The sequence below is a fragment of the Pseudomonas sp. NBRC 111127 genome, assembly GCF_001320345.1.
GTDB classification, from domain to species: Bacteria; Pseudomonadota; Gammaproteobacteria; order Pseudomonadales; family Pseudomonadaceae; genus Aquipseudomonas; species Aquipseudomonas juntendi.
Map to the genome: position 1 here is coordinate 23525 of NZ_BCBD01000022.1, position 24791 is coordinate 48315.

Annotated in this window: 24 protein-coding genes; 15 read left to right on the forward strand and 9 right to left on the reverse strand. The window is 63.0% G+C overall.

Annotated features, from left to right (window positions below; genetic code table 11):
• The first annotated feature begins 43 nt into the window (after positions 1-43).
• From APH30_RS06560 to greB, 3 genes are all read left to right on the forward strand, one after another.
• The gene (locus tag APH30_RS06560) at positions 44-481 is read left to right on the forward strand and encodes a DoxX family protein (RefSeq protein ID WP_009683838.1); all 438 of its coding nucleotides are present in this window, start codon (positions 44-46) and stop codon (positions 479-481) included.
• A gap of 248 nt (positions 482-729) precedes the next feature.
• Positions 730-1038 (forward strand): hypothetical protein, encoded by a 309-nt coding sequence (locus tag APH30_RS06565; protein WP_054912006.1) that lies wholly within the window; start codon positions 730-732, stop codon positions 1036-1038.
• Positions 1039-1048: 10 nt separating this feature from the next.
• Positions 1049-1522 carry a transcription elongation factor GreB gene (gene greB / locus APH30_RS06570; protein ID WP_009683840.1) on the forward strand — a complete coding sequence of 158 codons (474 nt, stop codon included), beginning with the start codon at positions 1049-1051 and terminating at the stop codon, positions 1520-1522.
• Between the two features lie 48 nt (positions 1523-1570).
• Here the strand turns inward: greB and APH30_RS06575 are convergent, their stop codons facing one another.
• Together APH30_RS06575 and APH30_RS06580 are read right to left on the reverse strand one after the other, a co-directional pair.
• Positions 1571-4078, reverse strand: a complete 2508-nt coding sequence (locus APH30_RS06575; RefSeq protein WP_054912007.1) for an ABC transporter permease — start codon at positions 4076-4078, stop codon at positions 1571-1573.
• Positions 4078-4761 (reverse strand): ABC transporter ATP-binding protein, encoded by a 684-nt coding sequence (locus tag APH30_RS06580; RefSeq protein ID WP_029884949.1) that lies wholly within the window; start codon positions 4759-4761, stop codon positions 4078-4080. Before APH30_RS06580 ends, APH30_RS06575 begins: the two co-directional genes overlap by 1 nt.
• A gap of 10 nt (positions 4762-4771) precedes the next feature.
• Between APH30_RS06580 and APH30_RS06585 the strand changes: the two genes are divergently transcribed.
• From APH30_RS06585 to APH30_RS06595, 3 genes are all read left to right on the forward strand, one after another.
• Positions 4772-5377: an arylesterase gene (locus APH30_RS06585; RefSeq protein ID WP_009683844.1), complete on the forward strand. Its 606-nt coding sequence runs from the start codon at positions 4772-4774 to the stop codon at positions 5375-5377.
• A 58-nt stretch (positions 5378-5435) separates the two neighbouring features.
• On the forward strand, positions 5436-5726 hold the full coding sequence (locus APH30_RS06590; RefSeq protein WP_009683845.1) for a hypothetical protein: 291 nt from the start codon (positions 5436-5438) through the stop codon (positions 5724-5726).
• 113 nt (positions 5727-5839) lie between these two features.
• Positions 5840-6817 carry a L,D-transpeptidase family protein gene (locus tag APH30_RS06595; RefSeq protein WP_054912008.1) on the forward strand — a complete coding sequence of 326 codons (978 nt, stop codon included), beginning with the start codon at positions 5840-5842 and terminating at the stop codon, positions 6815-6817.
• A 129-nt stretch (positions 6818-6946) separates the two neighbouring features.
• Here APH30_RS06595 and oprI read toward each other — a convergent pair whose 3' ends face one another.
• Entirely contained in the window at positions 6947-7198 is a 252-nt protein-coding gene (oprI, locus tag APH30_RS06600) for an outer membrane lipoprotei OprI (protein ID WP_003259780.1), read from the reverse strand.
• A 508-nt stretch (positions 7199-7706) separates the two neighbouring features.
• Here oprI and APH30_RS06605 point away from each other — a divergent pair.
• The gene (locus APH30_RS06605) at positions 7707-7988 is read left to right on the forward strand and encodes a GNAT family N-acetyltransferase (protein ID WP_009683847.1); all 282 of its coding nucleotides are present in this window, start codon (positions 7707-7709) and stop codon (positions 7986-7988) included.
• 49 nt (positions 7989-8037) lie between these two features.
• Here the strand turns inward: APH30_RS06605 and APH30_RS06610 are convergent, their stop codons facing one another.
• On the reverse strand, positions 8038-9114 hold the full coding sequence (locus tag APH30_RS06610; RefSeq protein ID WP_009683848.1) for a 3-deoxy-7-phosphoheptulonate synthase: 1077 nt from the start codon (positions 9112-9114) through the stop codon (positions 8038-8040).
• Between the two features lie 232 nt (positions 9115-9346).
• Here APH30_RS06610 and APH30_RS06615 point away from each other — a divergent pair, with 232 nt between their 5' ends.
• The 3 genes from APH30_RS06615 (at position 9347) to cysB (ending at position 12020) form a co-directional block, all read left to right on the forward strand.
• Complete coding sequence (locus tag APH30_RS06615; RefSeq protein ID WP_054912009.1) at positions 9347-10294, forward strand: putative 2-dehydropantoate 2-reductase; 948 nt, start codon at positions 9347-9349, stop codon at positions 10292-10294.
• Positions 10295-10420: 126 nt separating this feature from the next.
• Positions 10421-10918, forward strand: coding sequence for a universal stress protein (locus tag APH30_RS06620; protein WP_009683850.1), 498 nt, complete (start codon positions 10421-10423; stop codon positions 10916-10918).
• Positions 10919-11045: 127 nt separating this feature from the next.
• On the forward strand, positions 11046-12020 hold the full coding sequence (gene cysB / locus APH30_RS06625; protein WP_009683851.1) for an HTH-type transcriptional regulator CysB: 975 nt from the start codon (positions 11046-11048) through the stop codon (positions 12018-12020).
• Positions 12021-12072: 52 nt separating this feature from the next.
• On the opposite strand, the gene APH30_RS06630 is transcribed toward cysB, so the two are convergent.
• The 5 genes from APH30_RS06630 to APH30_RS06650 form a co-directional block, all read right to left on the reverse strand.
• Positions 12073-12807: a phosphoadenylyl-sulfate reductase gene (locus APH30_RS06630; protein WP_009683852.1), complete on the reverse strand. Its 735-nt coding sequence runs from the start codon at positions 12805-12807 to the stop codon at positions 12073-12075.
• Between the two features lie 86 nt (positions 12808-12893).
• The gene (gene pabB / locus APH30_RS06635) at positions 12894-14237 is read right to left on the reverse strand and encodes an aminodeoxychorismate synthase component I (protein WP_054912010.1); all 1344 of its coding nucleotides are present in this window, start codon (positions 14235-14237) and stop codon (positions 12894-12896) included.
• A gap of 159 nt (positions 14238-14396) precedes the next feature.
• Positions 14397-15377, reverse strand: coding sequence for an alpha-L-glutamate ligase-like protein (locus tag APH30_RS06640; protein ID WP_009683854.1), 981 nt, complete (start codon positions 15375-15377; stop codon positions 14397-14399).
• Positions 15377-16912, reverse strand: a complete 1536-nt coding sequence (locus tag APH30_RS06645) for an inactive transglutaminase family protein (RefSeq protein WP_029884945.1) — start codon at positions 16910-16912, stop codon at positions 15377-15379. Before APH30_RS06645 ends, APH30_RS06640 begins: the two co-directional genes overlap by 1 nt.
• Before the next feature lie 5 nt (positions 16913-16917).
• On the reverse strand, positions 16918-17454 hold the full coding sequence (locus APH30_RS06650; protein WP_029884944.1) for an ATP-dependent zinc protease: 537 nt from the start codon (positions 17452-17454) through the stop codon (positions 16918-16920).
• A gap of 307 nt (positions 17455-17761) precedes the next feature.
• Between APH30_RS06650 and APH30_RS06655 the strand changes: the two genes are divergently transcribed.
• The 5 genes from APH30_RS06655 (at position 17762) to prpF (ending at position 24674) form a co-directional block, all read left to right on the forward strand.
• Entirely contained in the window at positions 17762-18478 is a 717-nt protein-coding gene (locus APH30_RS06655; RefSeq protein ID WP_009683857.1) for a GntR family transcriptional regulator, read from the forward strand.
• Positions 18475-19365, forward strand: coding sequence for a methylisocitrate lyase (gene prpB / locus APH30_RS06660; RefSeq protein WP_029884943.1), 891 nt, complete (start codon positions 18475-18477; stop codon positions 19363-19365). The genes APH30_RS06655 and prpB overlap by 4 nt, the downstream gene beginning before the upstream one ends.
• 115 nt (positions 19366-19480) lie before the next feature.
• The gene (gene prpC, locus APH30_RS06665) at positions 19481-20608 is read left to right on the forward strand and encodes a 2-methylcitrate synthase (RefSeq protein WP_054912011.1); all 1128 of its coding nucleotides are present in this window, start codon (positions 19481-19483) and stop codon (positions 20606-20608) included.
• 124 nt (positions 20609-20732) lie between these two features.
• Positions 20733-23321 carry a Fe/S-dependent 2-methylisocitrate dehydratase AcnD gene (gene acnD / locus APH30_RS06670; RefSeq protein WP_054912012.1) on the forward strand — a complete coding sequence of 863 codons (2589 nt, stop codon included), beginning with the start codon at positions 20733-20735 and terminating at the stop codon, positions 23319-23321.
• A 162-nt stretch (positions 23322-23483) separates the two neighbouring features.
• Entirely contained in the window at positions 23484-24674 is a 1191-nt protein-coding gene (prpF, locus tag APH30_RS06675) for a 2-methylaconitate cis-trans isomerase PrpF (RefSeq protein ID WP_054912013.1), read from the forward strand.
• Positions 24675-24791: the final 117 nt, after the last annotated feature.

Sequence of the window (24791 nt, forward strand, 5' to 3'; positions counted from 1 at the left end):
CGTCCATCTCAACATAACTGCATCGCCTCAAGGACGCTTCGCCATGAACAACAACACGCTCAATGCCCTGTTTTCCACCCGTGCCGGCGCTGGCCTGAGCATTATCCGCATACTGGTCGGCATCATCTTCATGGCGCACGGTGCGCAAAAGCTGTTCGGCATGTTTGGCGGCTATGGCCTGGAAGGCACCGGCCAGTGGATGGAAAGCATCGGCCTGGCGCCGGGTTATCTGATGGCCCTGTTGTCCGGTAGTGCCGAGTTCTTCGGCGGGTTGGCCCTGGTGCTGGGGCTGCTGGCGCGCCCGGCGGCACTGGCACTGAGCGTGACCCTGATAGTGGCGATTTTCTCGGTGCACATTGGCAATGGCTTGTTCATGTCCAACAACGGCTACGAGTTTGCCCTGGCGCTGCTCGCCGGTACCGTTGCCGTGATGATCGAAGGTGCCGGGCGCTTCTCGCTGGACCGCCTGATCGCCCGCTGACCCGTTGCAAGCTGTGAGCGACAAGCCGCAAGCAAGGGCGGGCCTTTCCTCGGCCTGCTTCTGCTTGCGGCTTGTCGCTTGCAACTTGAAGCTCATCGCTCTAGCATACCGCCTGCGCCGATTTAAACAGCTACTTGCGGGGCGCAGGAAAGCCCCTTGTGCGGCTCGTCCGAAATACCGCTAAAGCGCTGGTTCGGTGACGCCTCCCACCGCTGCCCAGCGGGATTCGCGAGGCGGAGAGAAGCACCATGAGTTGCCCACGTACCAGTGTCTGTTTGAGCCCTCTGCCTGCACACCAGGCATCCCGCACGCCGCGCATCCTGCTCGGCGGCCAGCATCAGCCCACTCTTTTGCGTCACCTCGAAGGCCTGTCCCGGCGCAAGGGCCAGGCACGCGCATTCCTGATCCAGTTCGCCGATGACCCCTGCAATCTTGCGCAGTATGGGCAGGACCGTTTCGACCTTGCGGTCATTCAGTCGCCCGGCCCGCAGGACGCTGCCGAGGTCATCGGCCACCTCACCCGTATCGCGCGCCAGGGCCTGATCACCCGCCGCTGAGGAGCGCCTGTTGAGCACCAACATCATCACCAGCGAAGGCCACGCGGCGCTGAAGAAAGAGCTGGACCACTTGTGGCGGGTCTATCGCCCCGAGATCACCCAGAAGGTCGCCTGGGCGGCGTCGCTGGGGGACCGTAGCGAGAATGCCGACTACCAGTACAACAAGAAGCTGCTGCGCGAGATCGACCGCCGGGTGCGGTATTTGCGCAAGCGTCTTGAGGATGTGAAGGTGGTGGCCTATTCGCCCGAGCAGGAAGGCAAGGTGTTTTTCGGTGCCTGGGTCGAGATCGAGAACGACGACGGCGAGACCATGAAGTTTCGCATCGTGGGTTATGACGAGATCTACGGCCGCAATGACTACATCTCGATCGACTCACCCATGGCCCGCGCCTTGCTGAAGAAGCAGGAGGGTGACGAGGTGCTGGTACACACACCTACCGGTGAAGCCACGTGGTATGTGAACAGCATCAGCTACGGCCAGTAAATTGCGGCTGCATGTGCCGGCCCGGATGCCGGGCCGGCACATGCAGCCTCAAGTGTCCCGCAGTACTGCCAAAGGGCTGGCATTGAGCGCCCGCCGCGTGCCTATCACCCCCGCGCCGCCTACCAGCAAAGCCCCTGTCAATGGCAGCAACAGCAACCAGGGGTGCGGCCCCCACTGCAGGTTGAAGGCATAGCGGTAAAGCACCAGTGTGATCAGTTCGCAACCCACGGCCGCCAACAACCCGCTGGCTGCCCCGAGCAGGCCGAACTCGATCCGCCGTGCCCTGACCAGCAGCGGCCTGGGCGCGCCCAGTGCACGCAGCAGGGCGCCTTGGCGAATGCGCTCATCCAGCGTTGCCTGCAAACCGGCGAACAGCACCGCCAGCCCTGCCGCCAGCACGAACAGCAGCACATATTCCACGGCCAGGGTCACCTGGGCGAGGATGCTGCGCAGTTGGTCGAGCAGGGCATCGACCTGCAGGATGGTCACTGCCGGGAACGCACGTGACAGGGTCACCACGTCCAGGTCGTGCCCCGGCGCCAGGTAGAAGCTGGTCAGGTAGGTGGTTGGCAGACCTTGCAGGGTGCCGGGTTGGAAGATCATGTAGAAGTTGGGCTGGAAGCTGTCCCAATGCACACTGCGCAAGCTGCTGACCCTGGCTTGGCGCTGTTGGCCGCCGATATCGAACGTCAGCAGGTCGCCAGTCTGAAGCTTCAAGCTCTTGGCCAGCTCTGCTTCCACCGATACCCCGGGGATTTCGTGTTCACCGGGCAATGCTTGCCACCAGGTCCCGGCTGTCAACGCATTGCCTTCGGGCAGTTCGGCGGCCCAGGTCAGGCTGAGGTCGCGCTGCACGGCGCGCTCGCCTGCCGAATCCTTGCTGACGATCTGCTGCACCGGTTGTTGGTTGATCTGCACCAGCCGCCCCGGTGTCACCGGGTACAGCGGGGCCGCGACGGCGTTGACCTGCTGCAGGTGCTGAGCGAACGGCTCGCGGTCGTCTGGCAGGATATTCAGGGCGAAATAGTTGGGCGCATCCTTGGGTAGCTGGGCCTGCCAGGTGTCGAGCAATTCCGCCCGCAGCAGGGCGACCAGGGCCATGGCCAGCAGGATCAGGCCGAACGCCAACGCCTGGCCAGCGGCGGCCATGGGGTGGCGCAGCAACTGGCCCAACCCCAGGCGCCAGGTCAGCGGGGCGCCGGCCAGCAAGCGGCGCAGGCTGCGCAAGCCGAGCAGCAGCAGGCCACCGAGCAACAGCGCAGCAACCAGGCCGCCAGCCAGCAGGGCGAAGGTCAGCAGCAGGTCCAGGCTTAGCCGCCACATGATCAGGCCTAGCGCGAACAGGGCTGCACCGTAAACCAGCCAACTGCTGGGCGGTATCGGCAACAGGTCGCGGCGCAGTACGCGCAATGGCGGCACCTGGCCCAGCGCCGCGATCGGTGGCAGGGCAAAGCCGGCCAGTGCTACCAGCCCTGTGGCGATGCCGGCCAGGGCCGGTATTACGCCCCCGGCTGGGATTACGCTGGGAAGCAGGCCGTGCAGTACGCGGAACAGGCCCAGCTGGGCAAGCCAGCCCAGCAGCGCGCCGGCCAGCGCCGCTACTACGCCGAGCATGGCCAGTTGCAGGCAGTACAGGCCAAGGGCCTGCCGGCGCGACAGGCCCAGGCAACGCAGCAGGGCACTGGCGTCCAGGCGCCGTGCAGCGTAGCGGCTGGCCGACAAGGCTACGGCCACGCCGGCCAGCAACACTGCCACCAGGCTGGCCATGTTCAGGTAGCGTTCTGCCTTGCCCAGGGCGCCGCCGATCTGCTGGTTGCCATCGCGGGTATCGCGCAGGCGCTGGTTGGCGGCCAGGCCTTTCTCAATTGCCTGGCGGTACTGCGCCAGTGCTTCGCTGTCGCCACGCCACAGGTCGCGGTAGGTAACCCGGCTGCCGGGCTGGATCACCCCGGTCGCCTGCAGGTCGGCCAGGTTGATCATCACCCGCGGCGTGAGGCTGTAAAAGTTGTTGGCGCGGTCCGGCTCATAGGTCAGTACCCGGCTCATGCGCAGGGTTTTCATGCCGACGTCGATGCTGTCGCCTATCGACAGCCCCAAGGCCGCCAACAGGCGCGGTTCCACCCATGCTTCACCGGGCGCCGGCCCGCCACCCGGGCGTTCAGCACCATATGGGGCCGCGGCGCTGCGCAGCTGCCCACGCAGGGGGTAGGCGCTGTCGGCCGCTTTCACGCTGGACAGCTGGATACCGCTATCGCCGCCGACCACACTGGTGAACTCGACCACCTGAGCGTGGCGCAAGCCCAGTGCCTGGCCGGCCGCGAGTTGTTGTTCGCGGGCCGGGGCGCTGCCCTGCAACACCAGGTCGGCGCCAAGGAATTCGCTGGCGCGCAGTTGCATGGCGCCGTTCAGGCGGGCACCGAAATAGCCGATGGCGGTGCTGGCTGCCACCGCTACCAGCAGGGCGAAGAACAACACCCGCACTTCGCTGGCACGAAGGTCGCGGAGCAACTGGCGCAGGGCCAGGCCGCACAGGCGGGACAGCGGCATGTGTTTCATCAGGCCTCCACCGCTGCCACCAGGCGGCCTGCGTCCAGCCGGATCTGGCGGCGGCAGCGGCGGGCCAGGCGTTCGTCATGGGTAACCAGCACCAGCGTGGTGCCACGCTCCTGGTTCAGCTCGAACAGCAAGTCGCTGATACGCTCGCCGGTGTGGCTGTCCAGGTTGCCGGTGGGTTCATCGGCGAACAACACGGCAGGGTGCGCGGCGAAGGCGCGGGCGATGGCCACCCGTTGTTGCTCGCCCCCGGACAGCTGGCGTGGCGTGTGGCTGAGGCGCGCGCCAAGGCCGACCCGTTCAAGCAAGTTGCGCGCTTGCTCGCGGGCATCGCTGCGCCCGTCAAGCTCCAGCGGCAGCATGACATTCTCCAGGGCGTTGAGGCTGTCCAGCAGTTGGAACGACTGGAACACGAAGCCGACGTGTTCGGCGCGCACCCGGGCGCGCTGGTCTTCATCCAGCGGCCCCAGGTCGTGCCCGGCAAGTATCACCTTGCCAGCGCTGGGTTGGTCCAGGCCGGCGAGCAGGCCAAGCAGCGTCGACTTGCCCGAGCCCGAAGCGCCGACGATGGCCAGGCTGTCACCCCGGGCCAGGTCGAGGGACAGGGCGTGCAGGATGGCGAGGTCACCTTCCGCACTGGGGACCACTTTGCTAAGGTTCTGCGCAACGAGAATGCTGGGGCCCATGGAGAATCCGATGCGAATAAGGTGGCTGAGTGCCGGTCTGGCCCTGTATTGCCTGGCCCAGAGCGCGGCGGCGGGAACGTTGCTGGTGGTTGGCGATAGTATCAGCGCCGGTTTTGGCCTGGATAGCCGCCAGGGGTGGGTCTCTCTGTTGCAGACCCGGCTGGAGAAGGAAGGTTTCGACGCCAAGGTGGTCAATGCGTCGATCAGTGGCGACACCAGTGCGGGTGGCCAGGCGCGCTTGCCCGCGCTGCTTGCAGCGCATAAGCCCAGCCTGGTGGTACTGGAGCTGGGCGGCAACGATGGCCTGCGCGGGCAGCCGCCTGCGCAATTGCAACAAAATCTTGCTTCGATGATCGAGCGCTCGCGGCAGGCTGGCGCCAAAGTGGTGCTGCTGGGCATGCGCCTGCCGCCCAATTACGGTGTGCGCTACACCCGTGCGTTTGCCAACGTGTATGAGCAGTTGGCGGCGGACAAAAAGGTCCCGCTGGTGCCGTTTTTCCTTGAAGGGGTAGGGGGTGTGCCAGAGTTGATGCAGGCTGATGGGATTCATCCGGCCCAGGGTGCCCAGCAGCGCTTGCTGGAAAATGCCTGGCCGGCGATAAAACCCTTGCTGTGATGCTTTAAACGGGGGCAGCTTTCGGCTAATGTTGCGCCCCCCGTTTCGAGTGCCACCGATGCCGCGCCCCGCCTGGTCCCTGTACGCCTACCAATTGATCGAGCCCGATGAGCAGCTTGACCTGTTTGCCTGCCAGGAGGTCCGCGTGCACCTGGTGGCCCGGCAGCTCGAGTTGGGTGTGCCGGTAGACCGTACCTTGTGCGGAGGGCTGCTGCCCGCGCAACCGCGCTGGTCGGGGGTGCCGCGCTCGATCTATCGCGATGGCCGCCTGTGCGAGCTGTGCCGGGCCATCCTCGATGCCCAGCGGCGGGGCATGCGCCCGGTGTGGCCTGAGCTGCACGGCAGCTGAACGACTCGCACCTTTCATCATCTGAAACGCTTGCCGCTCAGCAATGCCTCCCGCTGGCACCAGTGCAGGTGTACAATCGATTCTCTTGACCCACCTTTCGAAGGATTTACCGGATGTTGCCGCGCTTTCCTGCCGTCACCCGTAGCCTGTCCCTGGCCGCCCTGCTGGTAGCAGGCCCCGCTGCTGCGCTGGAGCTGCCACTGCCACCTCCTGGTGAAGACATCGTCGGCCAGGTGCATGTGATCAAGGCCAAGTACGAGGACACCTTCGCCGATATCGGCACCGCCAACGACCTCGGCTACCTGGAAATGATCGCTGCCAACCCGGGTGTGGACCCGTGGTTGCCGGGCGCCGGCACCGAGATCATCCTGCCCACCCGTTACATCCTGCCACCGGGCCCGCGCGAAGGCGTGGTCATCAACCTGGCCGAGTACCGGTTGTACTACTACCCGAAAGGTCAAAACGTGGTGTACACCTTCCCGCTCGGTATCGGTCGTGAAGGCTGGGGTTCGCCGATCGCCAACACCAAGATCATCGCCAAGACGCCGAACCCGACCTGGACCCCGCCCGCATCCATCCGCAAAGAGCACGCGGCAGACGGCGATATCCTGCCTGCGGTGGTGCCGGCAGGCCCGGACAACCCACTGGGGCCGTTCAAGTTCACCTTGGGCGTGCCGGGCTACCTGATCCACGGTTCGAACAAGAAGTTCGGTATCGGCATGCGTACCAGCCACGGTTGCTTCCGCATGCTCAACAACAACGTGTTGGAACTGTCCAAGCTGGTGCCGGTGGGTACGCCGGTGCGCATCATCAACGAGCCTTACAAGTTTGGTATCAGTGGCGGCAAGGTGTACCTCGAGGCACACACCCCGCTGGATGACCAGGGCAATCCGTCGGTAGTCGACAAGCATACCGCTGTCATCAATGCCTTGCTCAAGCGCGAAGACCTGGCCAACAACCTGCGCATGAACTGGGACATGGTGCGTGATGTGGTGGCTGCAGAAGATGGCATGCCGGTAGAAATTGCCGTACCGGTCGAAAACCAGGCAGGCACACCGGTGGTTTCCAGCATTCCCCCAGAACTGCAGTAAGGTATTGGCGGTACAGGGAGGCCCGCCTTTGTGCGGGCCTTTTCGTTACAGTCGCAACGCCCGGCAAAGAGCAGGAAAAAAAAAGCCGACCCACAAGTGGGTCGGCTTCTTAACAATCCGTAAGGATTATTACTTGCGGCTGGCTTTGTCCAGCATACGCAGAGCGCGCTCGTTGGCTTCGTCAGCGGTCTGCTGAGCCTTCTGAGCGGCTGCCAGTGCGTCGTCAGCCTTACGGTAGGCTTCATCGGCACGGGCTTGAGCGCGAGCAGCTGCGTCTTCAGTCGCAGTCAGACGAGCTTCAGTTTCTTTGGAGACGCTGCTGCAACCGGTAGCCAGAACTGCGGCCAGAGCCAGAGCAGAGAATTTCAGAACGTTGTTCATCGTGTTCCCCTTCAAGGACTTTCTATTAAATAGCCATCTCTCGGAAAAGAGAAACTGGCCGGCGTACATAGTACTCATTACTTGTAGTAAGTAAACTGACTGAGCGCAAGAACTGCAAAAAAAATGTTGCTTGACGTGGCCCCGGCACGCTGTGCGAGCTGGGCGTGATCAACAACCTGCCCTGCCCGCAAGCAAGTGTAGTACAGGAACTTTTTTGTTGAACTAAGGGTGACTTGCACGGTCTTTCGGCGTCTTAAAGCCTAGAGCATCCGGCGGCTGCAGGGGCAACGGCATTAAGTGAAGAGGGTAGCGCCAGGCCCTTTTTAACAGTCGAAACCTTGAGTAAATCCGCATGCCGCGCCTACTATCTTGTGAGCGCCAGAAGACTCGAACGATTGCAATCGTCCAGTGGTCGTATGGGCAACAGGTGGCGTAGAGCATTCTGTGCCGGATTAAACCACCATCGGTTAAGGGAAGGGTCTACCTGAAAGACCTGCGAGGAGTAGTGATGAGCGAATCGTTGACCATCCACCATGACCAGGCCGGTCATCAGTTCGAGACCACCGTGGACGGTCATCGTGCCTACCTGACGTACATGGACCTGGGCAAGCAAACGCTGGATATCTATCGCACCTTCGTGCCTAACGCACTGCGCGGCCGTGGCATCGCTGCCGCGCTGACCGAGCAGGCCCTGGCTTATGCCGAGCAGATGGGCTACACGGTGATACCGTCGTGTTCATACGTTGAGCGCTACATGGAGCGCCAGCAGCGGCACTCCACCAAAGCCTGAGCCAGGCCATGAGAGCGGGCCATGGTGAGCCCGCTCAGTAGGGCGTCAATCAGCCACGCTTGCGCTGCGGCAATACATCTTTCAGCTTGGCACGCATGCTGCGCAGCGTTTTTTCGGTTGCCGACCAGTCGATGCAGGCATCGGTAACCGACACGCCGTATTGCAGGTCTTCCAGGTTCTTCGGAATCGACTGGCAGCCCCAGTTCAGGTGGCTTTCGACCATCAGGCCGATGATCGACTGGTTGCCTTCGAGAATCTGGTTGGCGACGTTCTCCATCACCAGTGGTTGCAGGGCCGGGTCCTTGTTGGAGTTGGCGTGGCTGCAGTCGACCATGATGTTTGCCTTGATCTTGGCCTTGGCAAGGTCTTGCTCGCACAGCGCAACGCTGACCGAATCGTAGTTGGGTTTGCCATTACCGCCGCGCAGTACTACGTGGCCGTATGGGTTGCCCTTGGTGGTGACGATCGACACGCCGCCTTCCTGGTTGATACCCAGGAAGCGATGTGGCTTGGACACCGACTGCAAGGCGTTGATGGCGACGGTCAGGCCGCCATCGGTGCCGTTCTTGAAACCTACCGCCGATGACAGCCCCGAGGCCATCTCGCGGTGGGTTTGCGATTCGGTGGTACGGGCGCCGATAGCCGACCAACTGATCAGGTCCTGCAGGTATTGCGGGGAGATAGGGTCCAGCGCTTCGGTCGCGGTCGGCAGGCCCATTTCCGCCAAATCCAGCAGCAGCTTGCGGCCGATGTGCAGGCCGTCCTGGATCTTGAACGAGTCATCCAGGTACGGGTCGTTGATCAGGCCTTTCCAACCGACCGTGGTGCGCGGCTTTTCAAAGTACACGCGCATGACCAGGTACAGGGTGTCGGACACCTCTGCGGCCAGTACTTTCAGGCGCTCGGCATATTCGTGAGCGGCCTTGATATCGTGGATGGAGCAAGGGCCGACCACGACGAACAGGCGATGGTCCTTGCCGTCGAGAATATTGCGCACCACTTCACGGCCGGCAGTCACGGTCTGCAGGGCCTTGGCGCTGAGGGGGATTTCCTTCTTGAGCTGATCAGGGGTGATCAGGGTCTCGTTGGAGGCAACGTTCAAGTCATCGATCGGTAAATCAGCCATCGTGTTACTCGTCAGGTCACGGGTGCCGGCCGCCAACAATCCCCGTGCGGCCCAGCAGCAAGAATAATCGCAACGGGGAGCCGAACCTTAGCGCGTTACAAGGGGCGGGACAATGGGCTGAGCCCAGTCATTGTGGGGTTTTTACCTGTACCAAGGGTTGAAGCGCGAATGGCCTGCCCAGCGTTGCCCAACCGGTGTAAAAAGAACGCCTACCTGTTAGCTGGAGATTGGCATGCATTCGCGCGCACTACGTATTGGCATCATTGGCAGTGGCGCCATTGGCGGCTTCTATGGGTTGATGCTGGCCAAGGCCGGTTTCGATGTGCATTTTCTGCTGCGTAGCGAGTACCCGGCGGTATGTGAGCATGGCCTGAGCCTGGACAGTGCCGAGCACGGCACGCTGCACATGAAGGTGCAAGCCTATGCCAGGGCCGCCGATATGCCGCCCTGTGACTGGTTGTTGATCGGGGCCAAGGCGACCAGCAACGACCACTTGGCCCCGTTGATCGTGCAGGCTGCCGCACCGGGTGCCAAGGTGGTGCTGTTGCAGAACGGCCTGGGGGTCGAGGAGCAGCTGCGCCCGGCACTGCGCAGCGACATGCACCTGCTGGGCGGGCTGTGCTTCATCTGTGTCAACCGGCAGGGGCCAGGGGTGATCCGGCATCAGGCCTTGGGTACCGTGAACCTGGGGTACCACAGCGGGCCTGCCAGCGATGGTGGTACGGCGCTGGTCAGTGAGGGCACAGGCTTGTTCCAGGCGGCGGGCATCGACTCGCACGCCATGCCGAACCTGGCGCTGGCGCGCTGGCAGAAACTGGTGTGGAACGTGCCTTACAACGGGCTCTCGGTATTGCTGGGTGCCAGCACCACTGCATTGATGGGCAACGCCGCCAGCCGTGAACTGGTCCTGGCGCTGATGGCAGAAGTTGTGCAGGGTGCCGCAGCATGCGGCCATGTGCTGCCGGAAGGCTACGCCCAACACCTGTTCCAGGTCACCGAGCGCATGCCTGATTACTGGCCCAGCATGTACCACGACCATGCACACAAGCGCCCATTGGAGTTGCAGGCCATTTATGCCGAGCCGCTGGCGCAGGCGCGGGCGGCTGGCTGCCGCTTGCCGCGCATGGAAATGCTGTACCAGGCGCTGTTGTTCATCGACCAGCACCAAGGCCGGGTCTGAGCGTTTCGAGGGGGTATTCCCAGCCCGATACAGCTCACCCGTGCAGCGCGCCGGACGGCGAAGCGTGCCTCTGCCGCGCTGCTAAGCTGAAGCTTGATCTGCCGCAGCGGCAGTCCAGGAGGTCGAATGATCCGCTCCATGCTGTACGCCACCGACCTCGGTGTCTATGCCCCGTTTGTCATGCAACATGCGCTGGCGCTGGCGCGGACATTCGGGGCTGAGTTGTACGTGATCCATGCGGTCGAGCCCATGGGCCAGTTCGCTGAATCTCTCCTGCAAAGCTACCTCGACGAGCAAACGCTCGACCAGTTGCACAGCCAGGGGGTGAATACCGTAATGGCCAATATAGAGCAGCGCGTGCTGGAGAACTTTCGCGATGAGCTGGGCGAGGAGGCCGACCTTGCCGTCATCAAGGCCGTACGGGTTCGCCAGGGCGACCCGGCGCAGGTCATTCTGGATCAGGCGCAACGGCTCAGTGTCGACCTGCTGATTTTTGGTAGCCACAGTGCCGGTGCCGGGGTGGATGTGCCAATCGGCCGCACGGCGGTGCGCCTGCTGCAACTGTCGCCGGTCCCGGTCTACATGGTGCCGTTGGCGCAGCATTTGGGGCGTAGGAAAACGTGAGCGCGGCTGTAGGGCATATCCTCAGCATGTAACAAAATTGTTCTAGATTTATTTCCGGAACCACTAATATAGTTATATATCGTCGCTGCTTGCTGCCGCTGACTCATCGCTGAACCGAGGGAAATCTATGAAGCTTCAACAACTGCGCTACATCTGGGAAGTGGCGCATCATGACCTCAATGTCTCCGCGACGGCGCAGAGCCTGTATACCTCCCAGCCGGGTATCAGCAAGCAGATCCGCCTGTTGGAAGACGAGTTGGGTGTTGAAGTATTCGCGCGCAGTGGCAAACACCTGACCCGCGTTACCCCGGCCGGTGAGCGCATCATCAATACCGCGGGCGAAATCCTGCGCAAGGTCGAGAGCATCAAGCAGATCGCCCAGGAGTTCTCCAACGAGAAAAAGGGCACGCTGTCCATCGCTACCACCCATACCCAGGCGCGCTACGCGTTGCCGCCGGTGATCAGCAGCTTCATCAAGCAATACCCGGAAGTGTCCCTGCACATGCACCAGGGCTCGCCGATGCAGATTGCCGAAATGGCCGCAGACGGCACGGTCGACTTTGCCATTGCCACCGAGGCACTGGAGCTGTTCGGCGACCTGGTCATGATGCCTTGCTACAAGTGGAACCGTTGCGTGGTCGTGCCGCAAGGTCACCCACTGGCCAAGCTGCCCAAGCTGACGTTGGAGGCCGTAGCCGAATACCCGATCGTGACCTATGTGTTCGGTTTCACCGGGCGCTCCAAGCTGGATGAGGCCTTCAACCACCGCGGCCTTACGCCGAAGGTAGTGTTCACTGCCGCCGACGCCGACGTGATCAAGACCTATGTGCGCCTGGGGCTTGGCGTGGGCATCGTTGCCGGCATGGCAGTGGACGCCAAGCTCGACAGCGACCTGGTGGCACTCGATGCCAGCGAGCTGTTCGAGGCCAGCATCACCAAGATCGGTTTCCGCCGTGGCACCTTCCTGCGCGGCTTCATGTGTGACTTCATCGAGAAGTTCGCGCCGCACCTGACCCGCGAAGTGATGGCCAAGGCAATCCAGTGCCACAACAAGCAGGAGCTGGAAGCGCTGTTCGAAGGGGTCGAGCTGCCGGTGCACTGAAACGCGAACACCGGGGGCTTTGCGCCCCCGGTTATACAGCGGCGTTAGGGTTTCAAGCCTTGCTGATCAGGTTGCCAGCGTGCAACCCGCACTCCTTCTGGGTGGACTCTTCCCACCACCAACGCCCTTCACGTTCATGCTGGTTCGGCAGCACCGGGCGCGTGCAGGGCTCGCAGCCGATGCTGATGAAGCCACGTTCATGCAGGCTGTTGTACGGCAGCTCCAGCATGCGGATATAACCCCACACTTCTGCGCTGCTCATCTGCGCCAGCGGGTTGAACTTGTACAGCGTGCGCTCGGGCGTGGAGAAGGCGCTGTCGATTTCCAGCGCTGCCACCTGGCTGCGAGTGCCAGGGCTCTGGTCACGGCGCTGGCCAGTGGCCCAGGCGCTGACGGTTGCCAGCTTGCGCCGCAATGGCTCGATCTTGCGGATGCCGCAGCACTCGCCATGGCCGTCCTTGTAGAAACTGAACAGGCCCTTTTCCTTGACGAATGGGTCAAGCTGGGCGCGGTCCGGGCTGAGGATTTCGATCGGCAGGCCATACTGCTCGCGCACCTGGTCGATGAACCGGTACGTTTCCGGGTGCAGGCGGCCTGTGTCGAGGCTGAATACCTTGACCTGCTTGTTAAGCTTCCAGGCCATGTCGACCAGCACCACGTCCTCGGCGCCGCTGAAGGAAACCCACAGGTCGTCGCCGAAGTGCTCGAAGGCAAGCTTGAGGATGTCTTGCGGGGATTTGTTGGCATAGGTCGCGGCCAGGGCGGCGACGTCGAAGGGTTGGCTCATCAGGCGGTTTCCATCTTGGCTGTGGCGCTGTGCGCTCGTAGTGGGGGTGATGGTAACAAAAAAACAGGGTCTGGACGGGCTGGCGCTCACAGGCCTTGCAGTGTCTGCAGCAATACCCGCACCTTGGCAATCGACTCTTCGTACTCGGCCTGCCATTCGGAGTCGGCCACCACTGCGCCGCCACCCCAGCAACTGACCTGGCCATCCTTGACCAGCAGGCTGCGAATGGCGATCGAGCTGTCCATTTCGCCACGCACGTCCACATACAGCAGGGAGCCGCAGTACAGTGCCCGCCGCGTGGGCTCCAGCTCGTCGATGATCTGCATGGCGCGGATCTTCGGCGCGCCGGTAATCGAGCCGCCAGGGAAACTGTCGGCGATCAGGTCCAGGGCGTCCTTGCCGCTGGCCAAACGGCCGGTGATGCTACTGACCAGGTGGTGCACGTTGGGGTAGCTCTCCAGGCTGAACAGCTCCGGCACCTTAACCGAGCCCACCTCGCAGGTACGCCCCAGGTCATTGCGCAGCAGGTCGACGATCATCAGGTTTTCCGAGCGGTCCTTGGGGCTGTGCAACAGCGCCTGGGCATTGCGCCGGTCTTCGCCCGGGTCGCTGGCGCGTGGGCGCGTGCCCTTGATCGGGCGGGTCTCGACCTGGCGTTGGCTGACACGAATGAAGCGCTCGGGTGAAAAGCTGAGCAGGGCGCTGCCGTCGGCCAACTGCTGATAGCCCGAAAAGGGCGTCGGGCAGGCCTGGCGCAGTGCCTTGTAGGCCTGCCACGGGTCGCCCTTGCACGGCGCGCGAAAGCGCTGGGTGAGGTTGATCTGGTAGCAGTCACCGGCCTGGATATAGCGCTGCACCTGGTCGAAGGCGGCCTGGTACTGCGCAGGCTGCAAGTCGCCGGCCATGGGTGCGAGCAGCTGAAAGTCGCCATCGGGCGTGTGCCCGCTGCCGGCGAAGAGGCTGATCAGGCGTTCGCGCTCGTGTTGCGCCAGGCTTGGGTGAAACACCAGCTGGCTGGTGCCGTACTGGTGGTCGCTGACCAGCGCCCAGGCATACAGGCCCAGTTGCGCGTCGGGCAGCCCGAGGTCATCCACGGCGTTGCTTGGCAGGTGTTCAAGGCGGCGGCCGAAGTCATAGCTCAGGTAGCCGATCAGGCCGCCGGCGAAAGGCAGTTCTACGCCGCTGGGCAAATCGGCGCTGCCCAGGCGCGCCAGGCCCTCGCGCAGGCGGGCGAGAAAGGCGCGGCCATCCTCTGCGGGTTCGGCTTGCAGTTGTTGCAGCGGCCAGGCACTGAGCAGATCGAAACGCCCGCGCTCGGCACCAGGGCGGGCGCTGTCGAGCAGGATGGCGCCGGGCGCCTGGCGCAGGCGGGCGAAATAGGCGGCTGGGTCGGGTTGGTAGGGCAGGGGGTGGAGCGTACAGGTCGGCATCAGTATGGACGGCGATGTAAAAGCGAGGAGGGCGATTGTAGACCTGTGCGGGAGCAGCGCCTAGCACTGGGCGCGACATTCAACCCTGTGTTTGGCGCCTGGGGCTGGTCGCGACGCAAGGCGGCTGCCCCAGGAGATGTGGCAGCCGCCCCGGCGATCTCAGCCCGGGTGTACGTGCCCGAACAAGCCCTGCGACACCTTCACCCGCTGTTCGACGTCCTCCGTCAGGCCGTCCTTGGCCAGCGCTTCGATGTGCGCTTCGATGGCATGGGTGCGCTGGGTCAGCCCGCAGTCGTTGGCGATCTGGATGTTCAACCCTGGGCGGGCGTTGAGCTCCAGAATCAGCGGGCCTTTGTCCTGGTCCAGGACCATGTCTACGCCGATATAGCCCAGCCCGCACAGCTCGTAGCACCCGGCGGCCAGCTTCATGAAACCGTCCCAGTTCGGCAGTTGCACGCCGTCCACCGCGTTGGTGGTGTCTGGGTGCTTGCTGATGATGTTGTTCAGCCAGGTGCCGCGCAGGGTCACGCCGGTAGCCAGGTCGACCCCTACGCCGATGGCGCCCTGGTGCAGGTTGGCCTTGCCGCCGGACTGCCGGGTGGGCAGGCGCAGCATGGCCATGACCGGGTAGCCCATCAGCACGATGATGCGGATGTCGGGCACGCCTTCATAGCTGATGCTCTTGAAGATCTGGTCAGGTGTGACCCGGTATTCGATCAGCGCCCGGTCACGGTGCCCGCCCAGCGAGTACAGGCCGGTGAGGATGCTCGAGACCTGGTGCTCGATTTCCTCGTGGCTCATGATCTTGCCGGAAACGGTGCGGTAGCGGTCCTCGAAGCGGTCGGCGATCACCAGGATGCCGTCACCGCCGGCACCTTGGGCCGGCTTGATGACGAAGTCGTTGCGGCCGCCGATGATTTCGTGAAGCTTGTCGATCTGCTTCTCGGTCTCGATGACACCGTACATTTCCGGCACGTGGATACCTGCCGCGAGGGCACGCTCCTTGGTGATGATCTTGTCGTCGACAATCGGGTACAGGCTGCGCTTGTTGTACTTCAGCACATAGTCTGCGTTACGCCGGTTGATGCCCATGATGCCCCGGGCCTCCAGGGCTTTCCACGTCTTGATCAGGCCAAACATCACACGTCTGCCTTTTTCACGAATGCCTTGAAGCGCATCAGCTCGGTCAGACGGTAGCCGCGATAACGGCCCATCGCCAGCATGAAGCCGACCAGGATCAGCAGCACGGCCGGGAAGGTGAACACGAAGTACACCAGCTCTGGCACCATCATCAACAGGTGTGCCAGCGATGCGGCAAACAGGGTGCCGATGGCCACTTTCATGGCATGGCCACCGCCACGCTCTTCCCAGGTGATCGACAGGCGTTCGATGGTCATGGTCAGGATCACCATCGGGAACAGGGCCACCGACAGCCCGCGTTCAAGGCCCAGCTTGTGGCTGAACAGGCTGATCGCCGCAATCAGCACCACGACGAAGGTCAGCACCACGGACAGCCGCGGCAGCATCTGCAGTTTCAGGTGCTCCAGGTACGAACGCAGTGACAGGCCCAATGCCGTGATGACCGTGAACAACACGATACCGAAGCCCAGCTGGGTTTCGCGGAAGGCCAGGGCGATCAGCACCGGGGTGAAAGTACCCAGGGTCTGGATACCGATCAGGTTGCGCAGCACCAGGATCACCAGCACACCAATCGGGATCATGACCATGATCATGAAGGTCTGCTGGGTTTGCAGGGGCAGGCCGTACAGCGAATATTCGAGGAAGTCGGCGTCGGTGTTCTCGTCAGTCAGCTTGGCCAGGCGAATGGCGTTCATTTCACTGTTGTTCATGCTGAACGTGACGTTGGCCTTCTTGCCGCCATCGACGGTAATCAGGTTGTCGTCACCGGTCCACCACAGCAGCCGGTCGCTGGGCAGGCCCTGTTCGCCCGTGTCCGGGTTGAAGTACAGCCAGTCGTTGCCGTTGTAGCTGCGCAGCCACAGCTCGGGGGTTTGCGGGGTATCGGCCACGAGGCGGATGGTGTGCACCTTTTCCATCGGTACGTGGGCAATCGACAGCAGCAGGTCGATCACCTGGGCCTTTTTCATCGGTGAGGTATCGCCGGCCAGCAGCAGTTTGACGTTGTCATCGTTGAGGTTGTTGACCCGCTTGATGGTTTCGCTGACGAACGTCTCGACGTCGGCCGAATGCTGGCGGATAGGCGCCATCAGCGCCTCGGCGGCGATTTTTTCGGGGCCGTCGATGGCCAGGCTGTCACGGAAGGTCGGGCCCTTTACCGCGGTTTTTTCGTTGCTGTAGCGCTTGGTCAGCACCAGGCGGTAGTACAGCGTCTGGTTGCCGCTGGCGCGACGGGCCGACCAGGTGACCTTGCGGTTGCCATCGGCACGGTTGACGCTGACCCCGTAGTTGTTGGAGATGAAGCTCTCGTTGAGGCTGACGTAGTCGCGGTTCAGTGGCGGCACGAACATCTGCACCTTGACCGGGTCCTTGGTGCTGGCCACGAACTCGACCTTGGCGTCGATGTTCCACAGGTCGTCGGTTTCATCCTCGGTCACCGGGATGCCGAGGAAGAAGATCTGATAAGCCGTGACTGCCACGCCCAACAACACCAGTACGGTGATCAGGACTTTCAGATGGAGGGTAAGAGAGCGCATCGGGATTACTCTGCTTTGGGAGCGTCGGTGGCACAGGCAGGTTTGCCGGCCGCGTATTTAAGGCTTGGGTCGACCAGCGCGTCGAAGTGCTTGAGCGCCTCGGAGCCGATCAGCAGCGGGAACTGGAAGGCGCTGCGGTCGGTGAGGTTGACTTCGATGGTGCGCAAGGCCTGGCCCATGCAGATTTCGAGTTCGATGACCGGGCGGGCGGTGTAGGCCTTGCCCGATTCAGCATCATAGTCGCCCGCTCGGCGCTTGATTTTGCTGACGCGGGCCAGGGGCCGTTCGATCGGGTGCGAGTGGGCGGCATCGATGGCCAGGTAGAAGCGCACCCAGCTTTCGCCGTTGCGCTTGAAGCGCTTGATGTCGCGGGCGCTGAGCGAGGCAGTTTTGGCGCCGGTGTCGAGTTTGGCCGCCACTTCCAGGTCCAGGTCGCCCAGGCGTGCGTATTCATTGAGACCGTACACGGTCTTGCCGGCCGCCTGGCCAATGGCCGGCAGCAGGGTGAGGCAAAGCAGCAATAAAACGGGTGTGAGTCTCATAATCCTGGCGCGATGCAGTGCAAGGTTCTAGGCAAGGTTCAGGTCAAGGTGACTGGCAACTACTGCGCAAGCTTCCTCGTTCATCTGTCAACAAGCATGACTGCATGACAGACAGGCTATCCATACCCCATCGGAGGCGCGGCATTCTATCACGACGACGTATTGACGCCAGCGGTGCGCGATCTGACAGCGCTTGGCTTGCCTAAGTTCGTTCTTGGACGATTGTCGACAATATTGAATTTGTCTTTGACTTGATTGGCTTCGGTGGTTAACTTCTGGCGAAGAGATTTCCCAAGGTGTCGACAATATGCAAGACCTTTCCACCCCTGGCCCGATGCTGGCAGACGAATCGGAAACCTTGTCGGAAAACGTCTTCCGGCGTATTCAGGCGGCCATCGTCAAAGGGGAAATTGCCCCTGGCAGCAAGATCTCCGAGCCAGAGCTGGCACGCACCTATGGCATCAGCCGCGGGCCGCTGCGCGAGGCCATCCACCGCCTGGAAGGCCAGCGCCTGCTGGTGCGGGTGCCCCATGTAGGCGCACGGGTGGTATCGCTCAACCATGCCGAACTGATCGAGCTGTACGAGATTCGTGAGTCCCTGGAAGGCATGGCCTGCCGCCTGGCCGCTGAACGCATGAGCCAGGCCGATATCGACGAGCTGCGCCGGGTGCTCGATACCCATGAGCGGGATGCCGCGTTCCAGGCTGGCCTGGGTTACTACCAGCAGGAGGGCGACTACGACTTCCATTACCGCATCATCCAGGGCAGCGGTAACCAGACGTTGGTCAAGATGCTGTGCGGCGAGCTGTACCAGCTGGTGCGCATGTACCGTATCCAGTTCTCGGCCACGCCCAACCGGCCGCGCCAGGCCTTTGCCGAACACCACCGCATTCTCGATGCCATCGCCGAACGTGACGGCGAACTGGCCGAACTTCTGATGCGCCGTCACATCGGTGCGTCCAAGCGCAATATCGAGCGTCACTATCTGGACGCCCACAACAATAACCCACGAGGTGAGAAATGACTGTGAACAGCACACCCGGTCAGCGTTTTCGCGATGCCGTCGCCGCTGAACACCCCCTGCAGGTGGTTGGCGCCATCAATGCCAACCATGCCTTGCTGGCCAAGCGCGCCGGTTTCAAGGCCATCTACCTGTCCGGTGGCGGCGTGGCAGCAGGTTCCCTGGGCCTGCCGGACCTGGGCATCACTGGCCTGGACGATGTGCTCACCGACGTGCGCCGTATCACCGATGTGTGCGACCTGCCGCTGCTGGTGGATGTCGATACAGGCTTCGGTGCCTCGGCTTTCAACGTGGCGCGCACCGTGCGCTCGATGAGCAAGTTCGGTGCGGCGGCGATCCATATCGAGGATCAGGTCGGGGCCAAGCGTTGCGGCCACCGGCCGAACAAGGAAATCGTCAGCCAGCAGGAAATGGTCGACCGTATCAAGGCAGCCGTCGACGCCCGCAGCGACGACAGCTTCGTGATCATGGCACGTACCGACGCCTTGGCCGTCGAAGGTTTGAACGCTGCCCTGGACCGTGCCGCAGCGTGCATCGAGGCGGGTGCCGACATGATCTTCCCGGAAGCGATCACCGAGCTGCAGATGTACAAGACCTTCGCTGACCGGGTGAAGGCACCCATCCTGGCCAACATCACCGAGTTTGGCGCCACTCCGCTGTACACCACCGAAGAGCTGGCTGCGGTCGATGTTTCGCTGGTGCTGTACCCGCTGTCGGCGTTCCGCGCCATGAACAAGGCAGCCGAGAATGTGTACACCGCGCTGCGCCGCGACGGCACGCAGAAGAACGTGATCGACACCATGCAGACGCGCATGGAGCTTTACGATGCCATTGGCTACCACGCCTTCGAGCAGAGCCTCGACGCGTTGTTTGCCCAGAAGAAGGGCTGAGCCAGTGACAACACCAGCCCCGCATGGCAGCGGGGTTGCCCGCGAAAGGGCGGGTACAGGCAAGCCCGATTAGCCAGCCAGATTTCCATAACAAGTTCAAGAAAGGAGAAACACCATGGCCGAAGCAAAAGTACTCAGTGGCGCGGGCCTGCGTGGCCAGGTCGCCGGCCAGACTGCACTGTCCACCGTGGGCCAGGCCGGTGCCGGTCTGACCTACCGCGGTTACGATGTGCGTGACCTGGCCGCTGGTGCCGAATTCGAAGAAGTCGCCTACCTGCTGCTGTACGGCGAGCTGCCCTCCCAGGCTGAATTGGCCGACTACAAACACAAGCTCAAGGGCATGCGTGACCTGCCACCGGCACTCAAGGAAGTGCTCGAGCGCATTCCCCGCGACGCCCACCCCATGGACGTGATGCGCACCGGTTGTTCGGTGCTCGGTACCCTCGAGCCCGAGCTCACCTTCGAAGCCCAGCGCGACAAGACCGACCGGCTGTTGGCCCTGTTCCCGGCGGTGATGTGCTACTGGTACCGCTTCACCCACCATGGCGTGCGCATCGACTGCAGCAGCGACGAAGACACCCTGGGCGGCCACTTCCTGCACCTGCTGCACGGCAAGAAGCCCAGCGATCTGCACGTCAAGGTCATGAACGTGTCGCTGATCCTCTACGCCGAGCACGAGTTCAACGCCTCGACCTTCACGGCCCGGGTGTGCGCTTCGACCCTGTCCGACCTGTATTCCTGCGTTACCGCAGCCATCGGCACGTTGCGCGGCCCGCTGCACGGGGGTGCCAACGAGGCGGCCATGGAGCTGATAGAGCGCTTCCAGAGCCCGCAGGAAGCCACTGCCGAGCTGCTGCGCATGCTCGAGCGCAAAGACAAGATCATGGGCTTCGGGCATGCCATCTACAAAGAGTCCGACCCGCGCAACGAGGTGATCAAGGGGTGGTCGAAGCAATTGGCCGATGAGGTGGGCGACAAGGTGCTGTACCCGGTTTCCGAAGCCATCGACAAGACCATGTGGGAGCAGAAACGCCTGTTCCCCAATGCCGACTTCTACCATGCCTCGGCTTACCACTTCATGGGTATTCCGACCAAGCTGTTCACCCCGATCTTCGTCTGTTCGCGCCTGACTGGCTGGGCGGCGCACGTGTTCGAGCAGCGGGCCAACAACCGCATCATCCGCCCGAGCGCCGAGTATGTCGGCGTCGAGCAGCGCCAGTTCGTGCCGATCGAGCAGCGCTGAGGCATGGATCGCCAGGGCTGCTGCGCAGCCCAATCGCGGCATAAGGCCGCTCCCACAGGGACTGCGCAGCGCCCCCATTGGCCAGATCTGTATACCGAGTACCGTGACCGAGCCTGATAACGATATGAATACTGCATACCGCAAGCCCCTGCCAGGCACCGACCTGGACTACTTCGATGCGCGCGCGGCGGTCGAGGCGATCAAGCCCGGCGCCTACGACGGCCTGCCGTACACCTCGCGCGTTCTCGCCGAAAACCTGGTGCGTCGCTGCGACCCGGCCACCCTCGACGCCTCGCTGAGCCAACTGATCGAGCGCAAGCGCGACCTCGATTTCCCGTGGTTCCCGGCGCGCGTGGTGTGCCATGACATCCTCGGCCAGACCGCGCTGGTCGACCTCGCCGGCCTGCGTGACGCCATCGCCGACAAGGGCGGCGACCCGGCCCAGGTCAACCCGGTGGTGCCGGTACAACTGATCGTCGACCACTCGCTGGCTGTCGAGTGCGGCGGCTATGACCCGCAAGCGTTCGACAAGAACCGCGCCATCGAAGACCGACGTAACGAGGACCGCTTCCACTTCATCAACTGGACCAAGAAAGCGTTCAAGAATGTCGACGTGATCCAGCCGGGAAACGGCATCATGCACCAGATCAACCTGGAGAAGATGTCGCCGGTGGTGCACTGCGACCATGGCATCGCCTACCCGGATACCTGCGTGGGCACTGACAGCCATACCCCGCACGTCGATGCCCTGGGCGTGATCGCCATTGGCGTGGGTGGCCTGGAAGCGGAAAACGTGATGCTTGGCCGAGCATCGTGGATGCGCCTGCCGGAAATCGTCGGCGTCGAGTTGACCGGCAAGCTGGCGCCGAACCTCACCGCCACCGACCTGGTGCTGGCCCTGACCGAGTTCCTGCGCAAGCAGAAAGTGGTCGGCGCCTACCTGGAGTTCCACGGTGAAGGTGCGCGCGCCCTTACCCTGGGGGACCGCGCGACCATCTCCAACATGGCCCCGGAGTACGGCGCCACGGCGGCCATGTTCGCCATCGACCAGCAGACCATCGATTACCTGCGCCTGACCGGCCGTGAAGAACAGCAGGTCAAACGGGTGGAAACCTATGCCAAGGTCGCCGGCCTCTGGGCCGACAGCCTGGCCGGCGCGGTATACGAGCGTACCCTGAGCTTCGACTTGTCGAGCGTGGTACGCAACATGGCGGGCCCGTCCAACCCGCATGCCCGCGTCGCCACCAGCGAGCTGGCGGCCAAAGGCATTGCCGGCAGCTGGCAGCAAGTGCCAGGGCAGATGCCTGATGGTGCGGTGATCATTGCCGCCATCACCAGCTGTACCAACACCAGCAACCCTCGCAACGTGATCGCCGCAGGCCTGATTGCACGCAACGCCAACAGGCTGGGCCTTACCCGCAAGCCGTGGGTCAAGTCATCGCTGGCCCCGGGCTCCAAGGCGGTGCAGCTGTACCTGGAAGAGGCTGGCCTGGAGAAAGAACTGGAGCAACTGGGTTTTGGCATCGTCGCCTTCGCCTGTACGACCTGCAACGGCATGTCTGGCGCCCTGGACCCGGTGATCCAGCAGGAAATCATCGACCGTGACCTGTACGCCACCGCCGTTCTGTCGGGCAACCGCAACTTCGACGGGCGTATCCATCCGTATGCCAAGCAAGCCTTCCTGGCCTCGCCACCCTTGGTGGTCGCCTATGCGATTGCGGGCACCATTCGCTTCGACATCGAGAAGGACGTGCTGGGCGTGGTCGATGGCCAGGAAATCCGCCTCAAGGACATCTGGCCCAGTGACGAAGAGATCGACGCCGTAGTGCGTGCGGCAGTCAAGCCGGAGCAGTTCCGCAAGGTGTACATCCCGATGTTCGCCATCGAGGAAGACCGCGGGCCGAAAGTGGCACCGTTGTATGAATGGCGGCCAATGAGCACCTATATTCGCCGGCCGCCATACTGGGAAGGCGCCTTGGCCGGTGAGCGTACCCTGCGTGGCATGCGCCCACTGGCGGTGCTGCCGGACAACATCACCACTGACCACCTGTCGCCATCCAACGCGATCATGCTCGACAGTGCTGCGGGCGAGTACCTGGCGAAAATGGGCCTGCCAGAAGAAGACTTCAACTCTTACGCGACCCACCGCGGTGACCACCTGACCGCCCAGCGCGCGACCTTTGCCAACCCCAAGCTGTTCAACGAGATGGTGCGCAACGCAGACGGCAGCGTGAAGCAAGGCTCGCTGGCGCGAATCGAACCGGAAGGCAGGGTGACCCGCATGTGGGAGGCGATCGAGACCTACATGCAGCGCAAGCAGCCGCTGATTATCGTGGCCGGTGCCGACTACGGCCAGGGCTCATCGCGTGACTGGGCGGCCAAGGGCGTGCGCCTGGCCGGTGTCGAGGCCATTGTCGCAGAAGGTTTCGAGCGCATTCACCGCACCAACCTGGTAGGCATGGGCGTGCTGCCGCTGGAGTTCAAACCCGGCACCGACCGCAAGACCTTGGGGTTGGACGGTAGCGAAACCTATGACGTGCTGGGTGCGCGTACGCCGCGCGCTACGCTGACCCTGGTGATTACCCGGGCCAGCGGCGAGCGCATCGATGTGCCGGTGACCTGCCGCCTGGACACGGCCGAGGAAGTGTCGATCTACGAAGCGGGCGGGGTGCTGCAGCGCTTCGCCCAGGACTTCCTCGAAGCTACCGCCTAACCCTAAGAGCAGGGGCCGCGTTGCGGCCCATCGCCGGCGAGCCAGCTCCCACGAGTCGCGCAATCTCGATGGCAGCACGGTCCCTGTGGGAGCTGGGTTGCCGGCGATGGGCTGCAAAGCAATCCCGAGGGTCTCATGCCCATCAGACAGGACAGCAAAGCAATGGCTCACGTACCGCAAACAAGAATACCTGCCACCTACATCCGTGGTGGCACCAGCAAAGGCGTGTTCTTCCGCCTGCAAGACCTGCCCGAGCCGGCGCAGGTCCCAGGCCCTGCCCGCGACGCGCTATTGCTGCGGGTCATCGGCAGCCCCGACCCTTACGGCAAGCAGATCGACGGCATGGGCGGCGCGACCTCCAGCACCAGCAAGACCGTCATCCTGTCGCCCAGCATCAAGCCGGGCCATGATGTCGATTACCTGTTCGGCCAGGTCAGCATCGACAAGGCCTTTGTCGACTGGAGCGGCAACTGCGGCAACCTCTCTGCTGCGGTCGGGTCGTTCGCCATCAGTAGCGGCCTGGTCGATAGCGCGCGCATTCCACCCAACGGCGTGGCCACCGTGCGTATCTGGCAGGCGAACATCGGCAAGACCATCATTGCCCACGTGCCGGTCACTGAAGGCGAGGTGCAGGAAACCGGAGACTTCGAGCTGGATGGGGTAACGTTCCCGGCAGCGGAAGTGCAGTTGGAGTTCCTTGACCCGGCTGCGGACGAGGACGGTGCCGGCGGTGCCATGTTCCCGACCGGCAACCTGGTCGACGACCTTGAGGTGTCGGGTGTCGGCACCTTCAAGGCCACCTTGATCAATGCCGGCATCCCGACCATTTTCATCAATGCTGCCGATATCGGCTACACCGGCACGGAGCTGCAGGACGCCATAAACGGTGACCCGCAAGCGCTGCTGCGCTTCGAGGCCATCCGTGCCCATGGCGCCGTGCGTATGGGCCTGATCGACCATGTCGACCAGGCTGCCGGGCGTCAGCACACACCGAAAGTGGCCTTCGTCGCACCACCCAGCACGTACACGGCGTCCAGTGGCAAGGCGGTAATGGCAAGCGAGATCGACCTGTTGGTACGGGCCTTGTCGATGGGCAAACTGCACCATGCCATGATGGGCACCGCGGCGGTGGCGATCGGTACGGCGGCGGCCATTCCCGGTACGCTGGTCAACCTGGCGGCGGGCGGGGGCGAGCGCAGCGCCGTGCGTTTCGGCCATCCCTCGGGCACGCTGCGGGTCGGCGCCGAAGCCCGCCAGGTAAACGGCGAGTGGACAGTGACCAAGGCAATCATGAGCCGCAGTGCTCGGGTGCTGATGGAGGGCTGGGTTCGCGTGCCTGGCGACAGCTTCTAACCCACCCCTGGCGCTCGGCCTCAAGCGGGGCCGCTGCGCGGCCCTATCGCTGGCAAGCCAGCTCCCACAGGGATCGCATCAGGGCTGATAGGTGTTTGTCAGAAGATATGCAGCGCC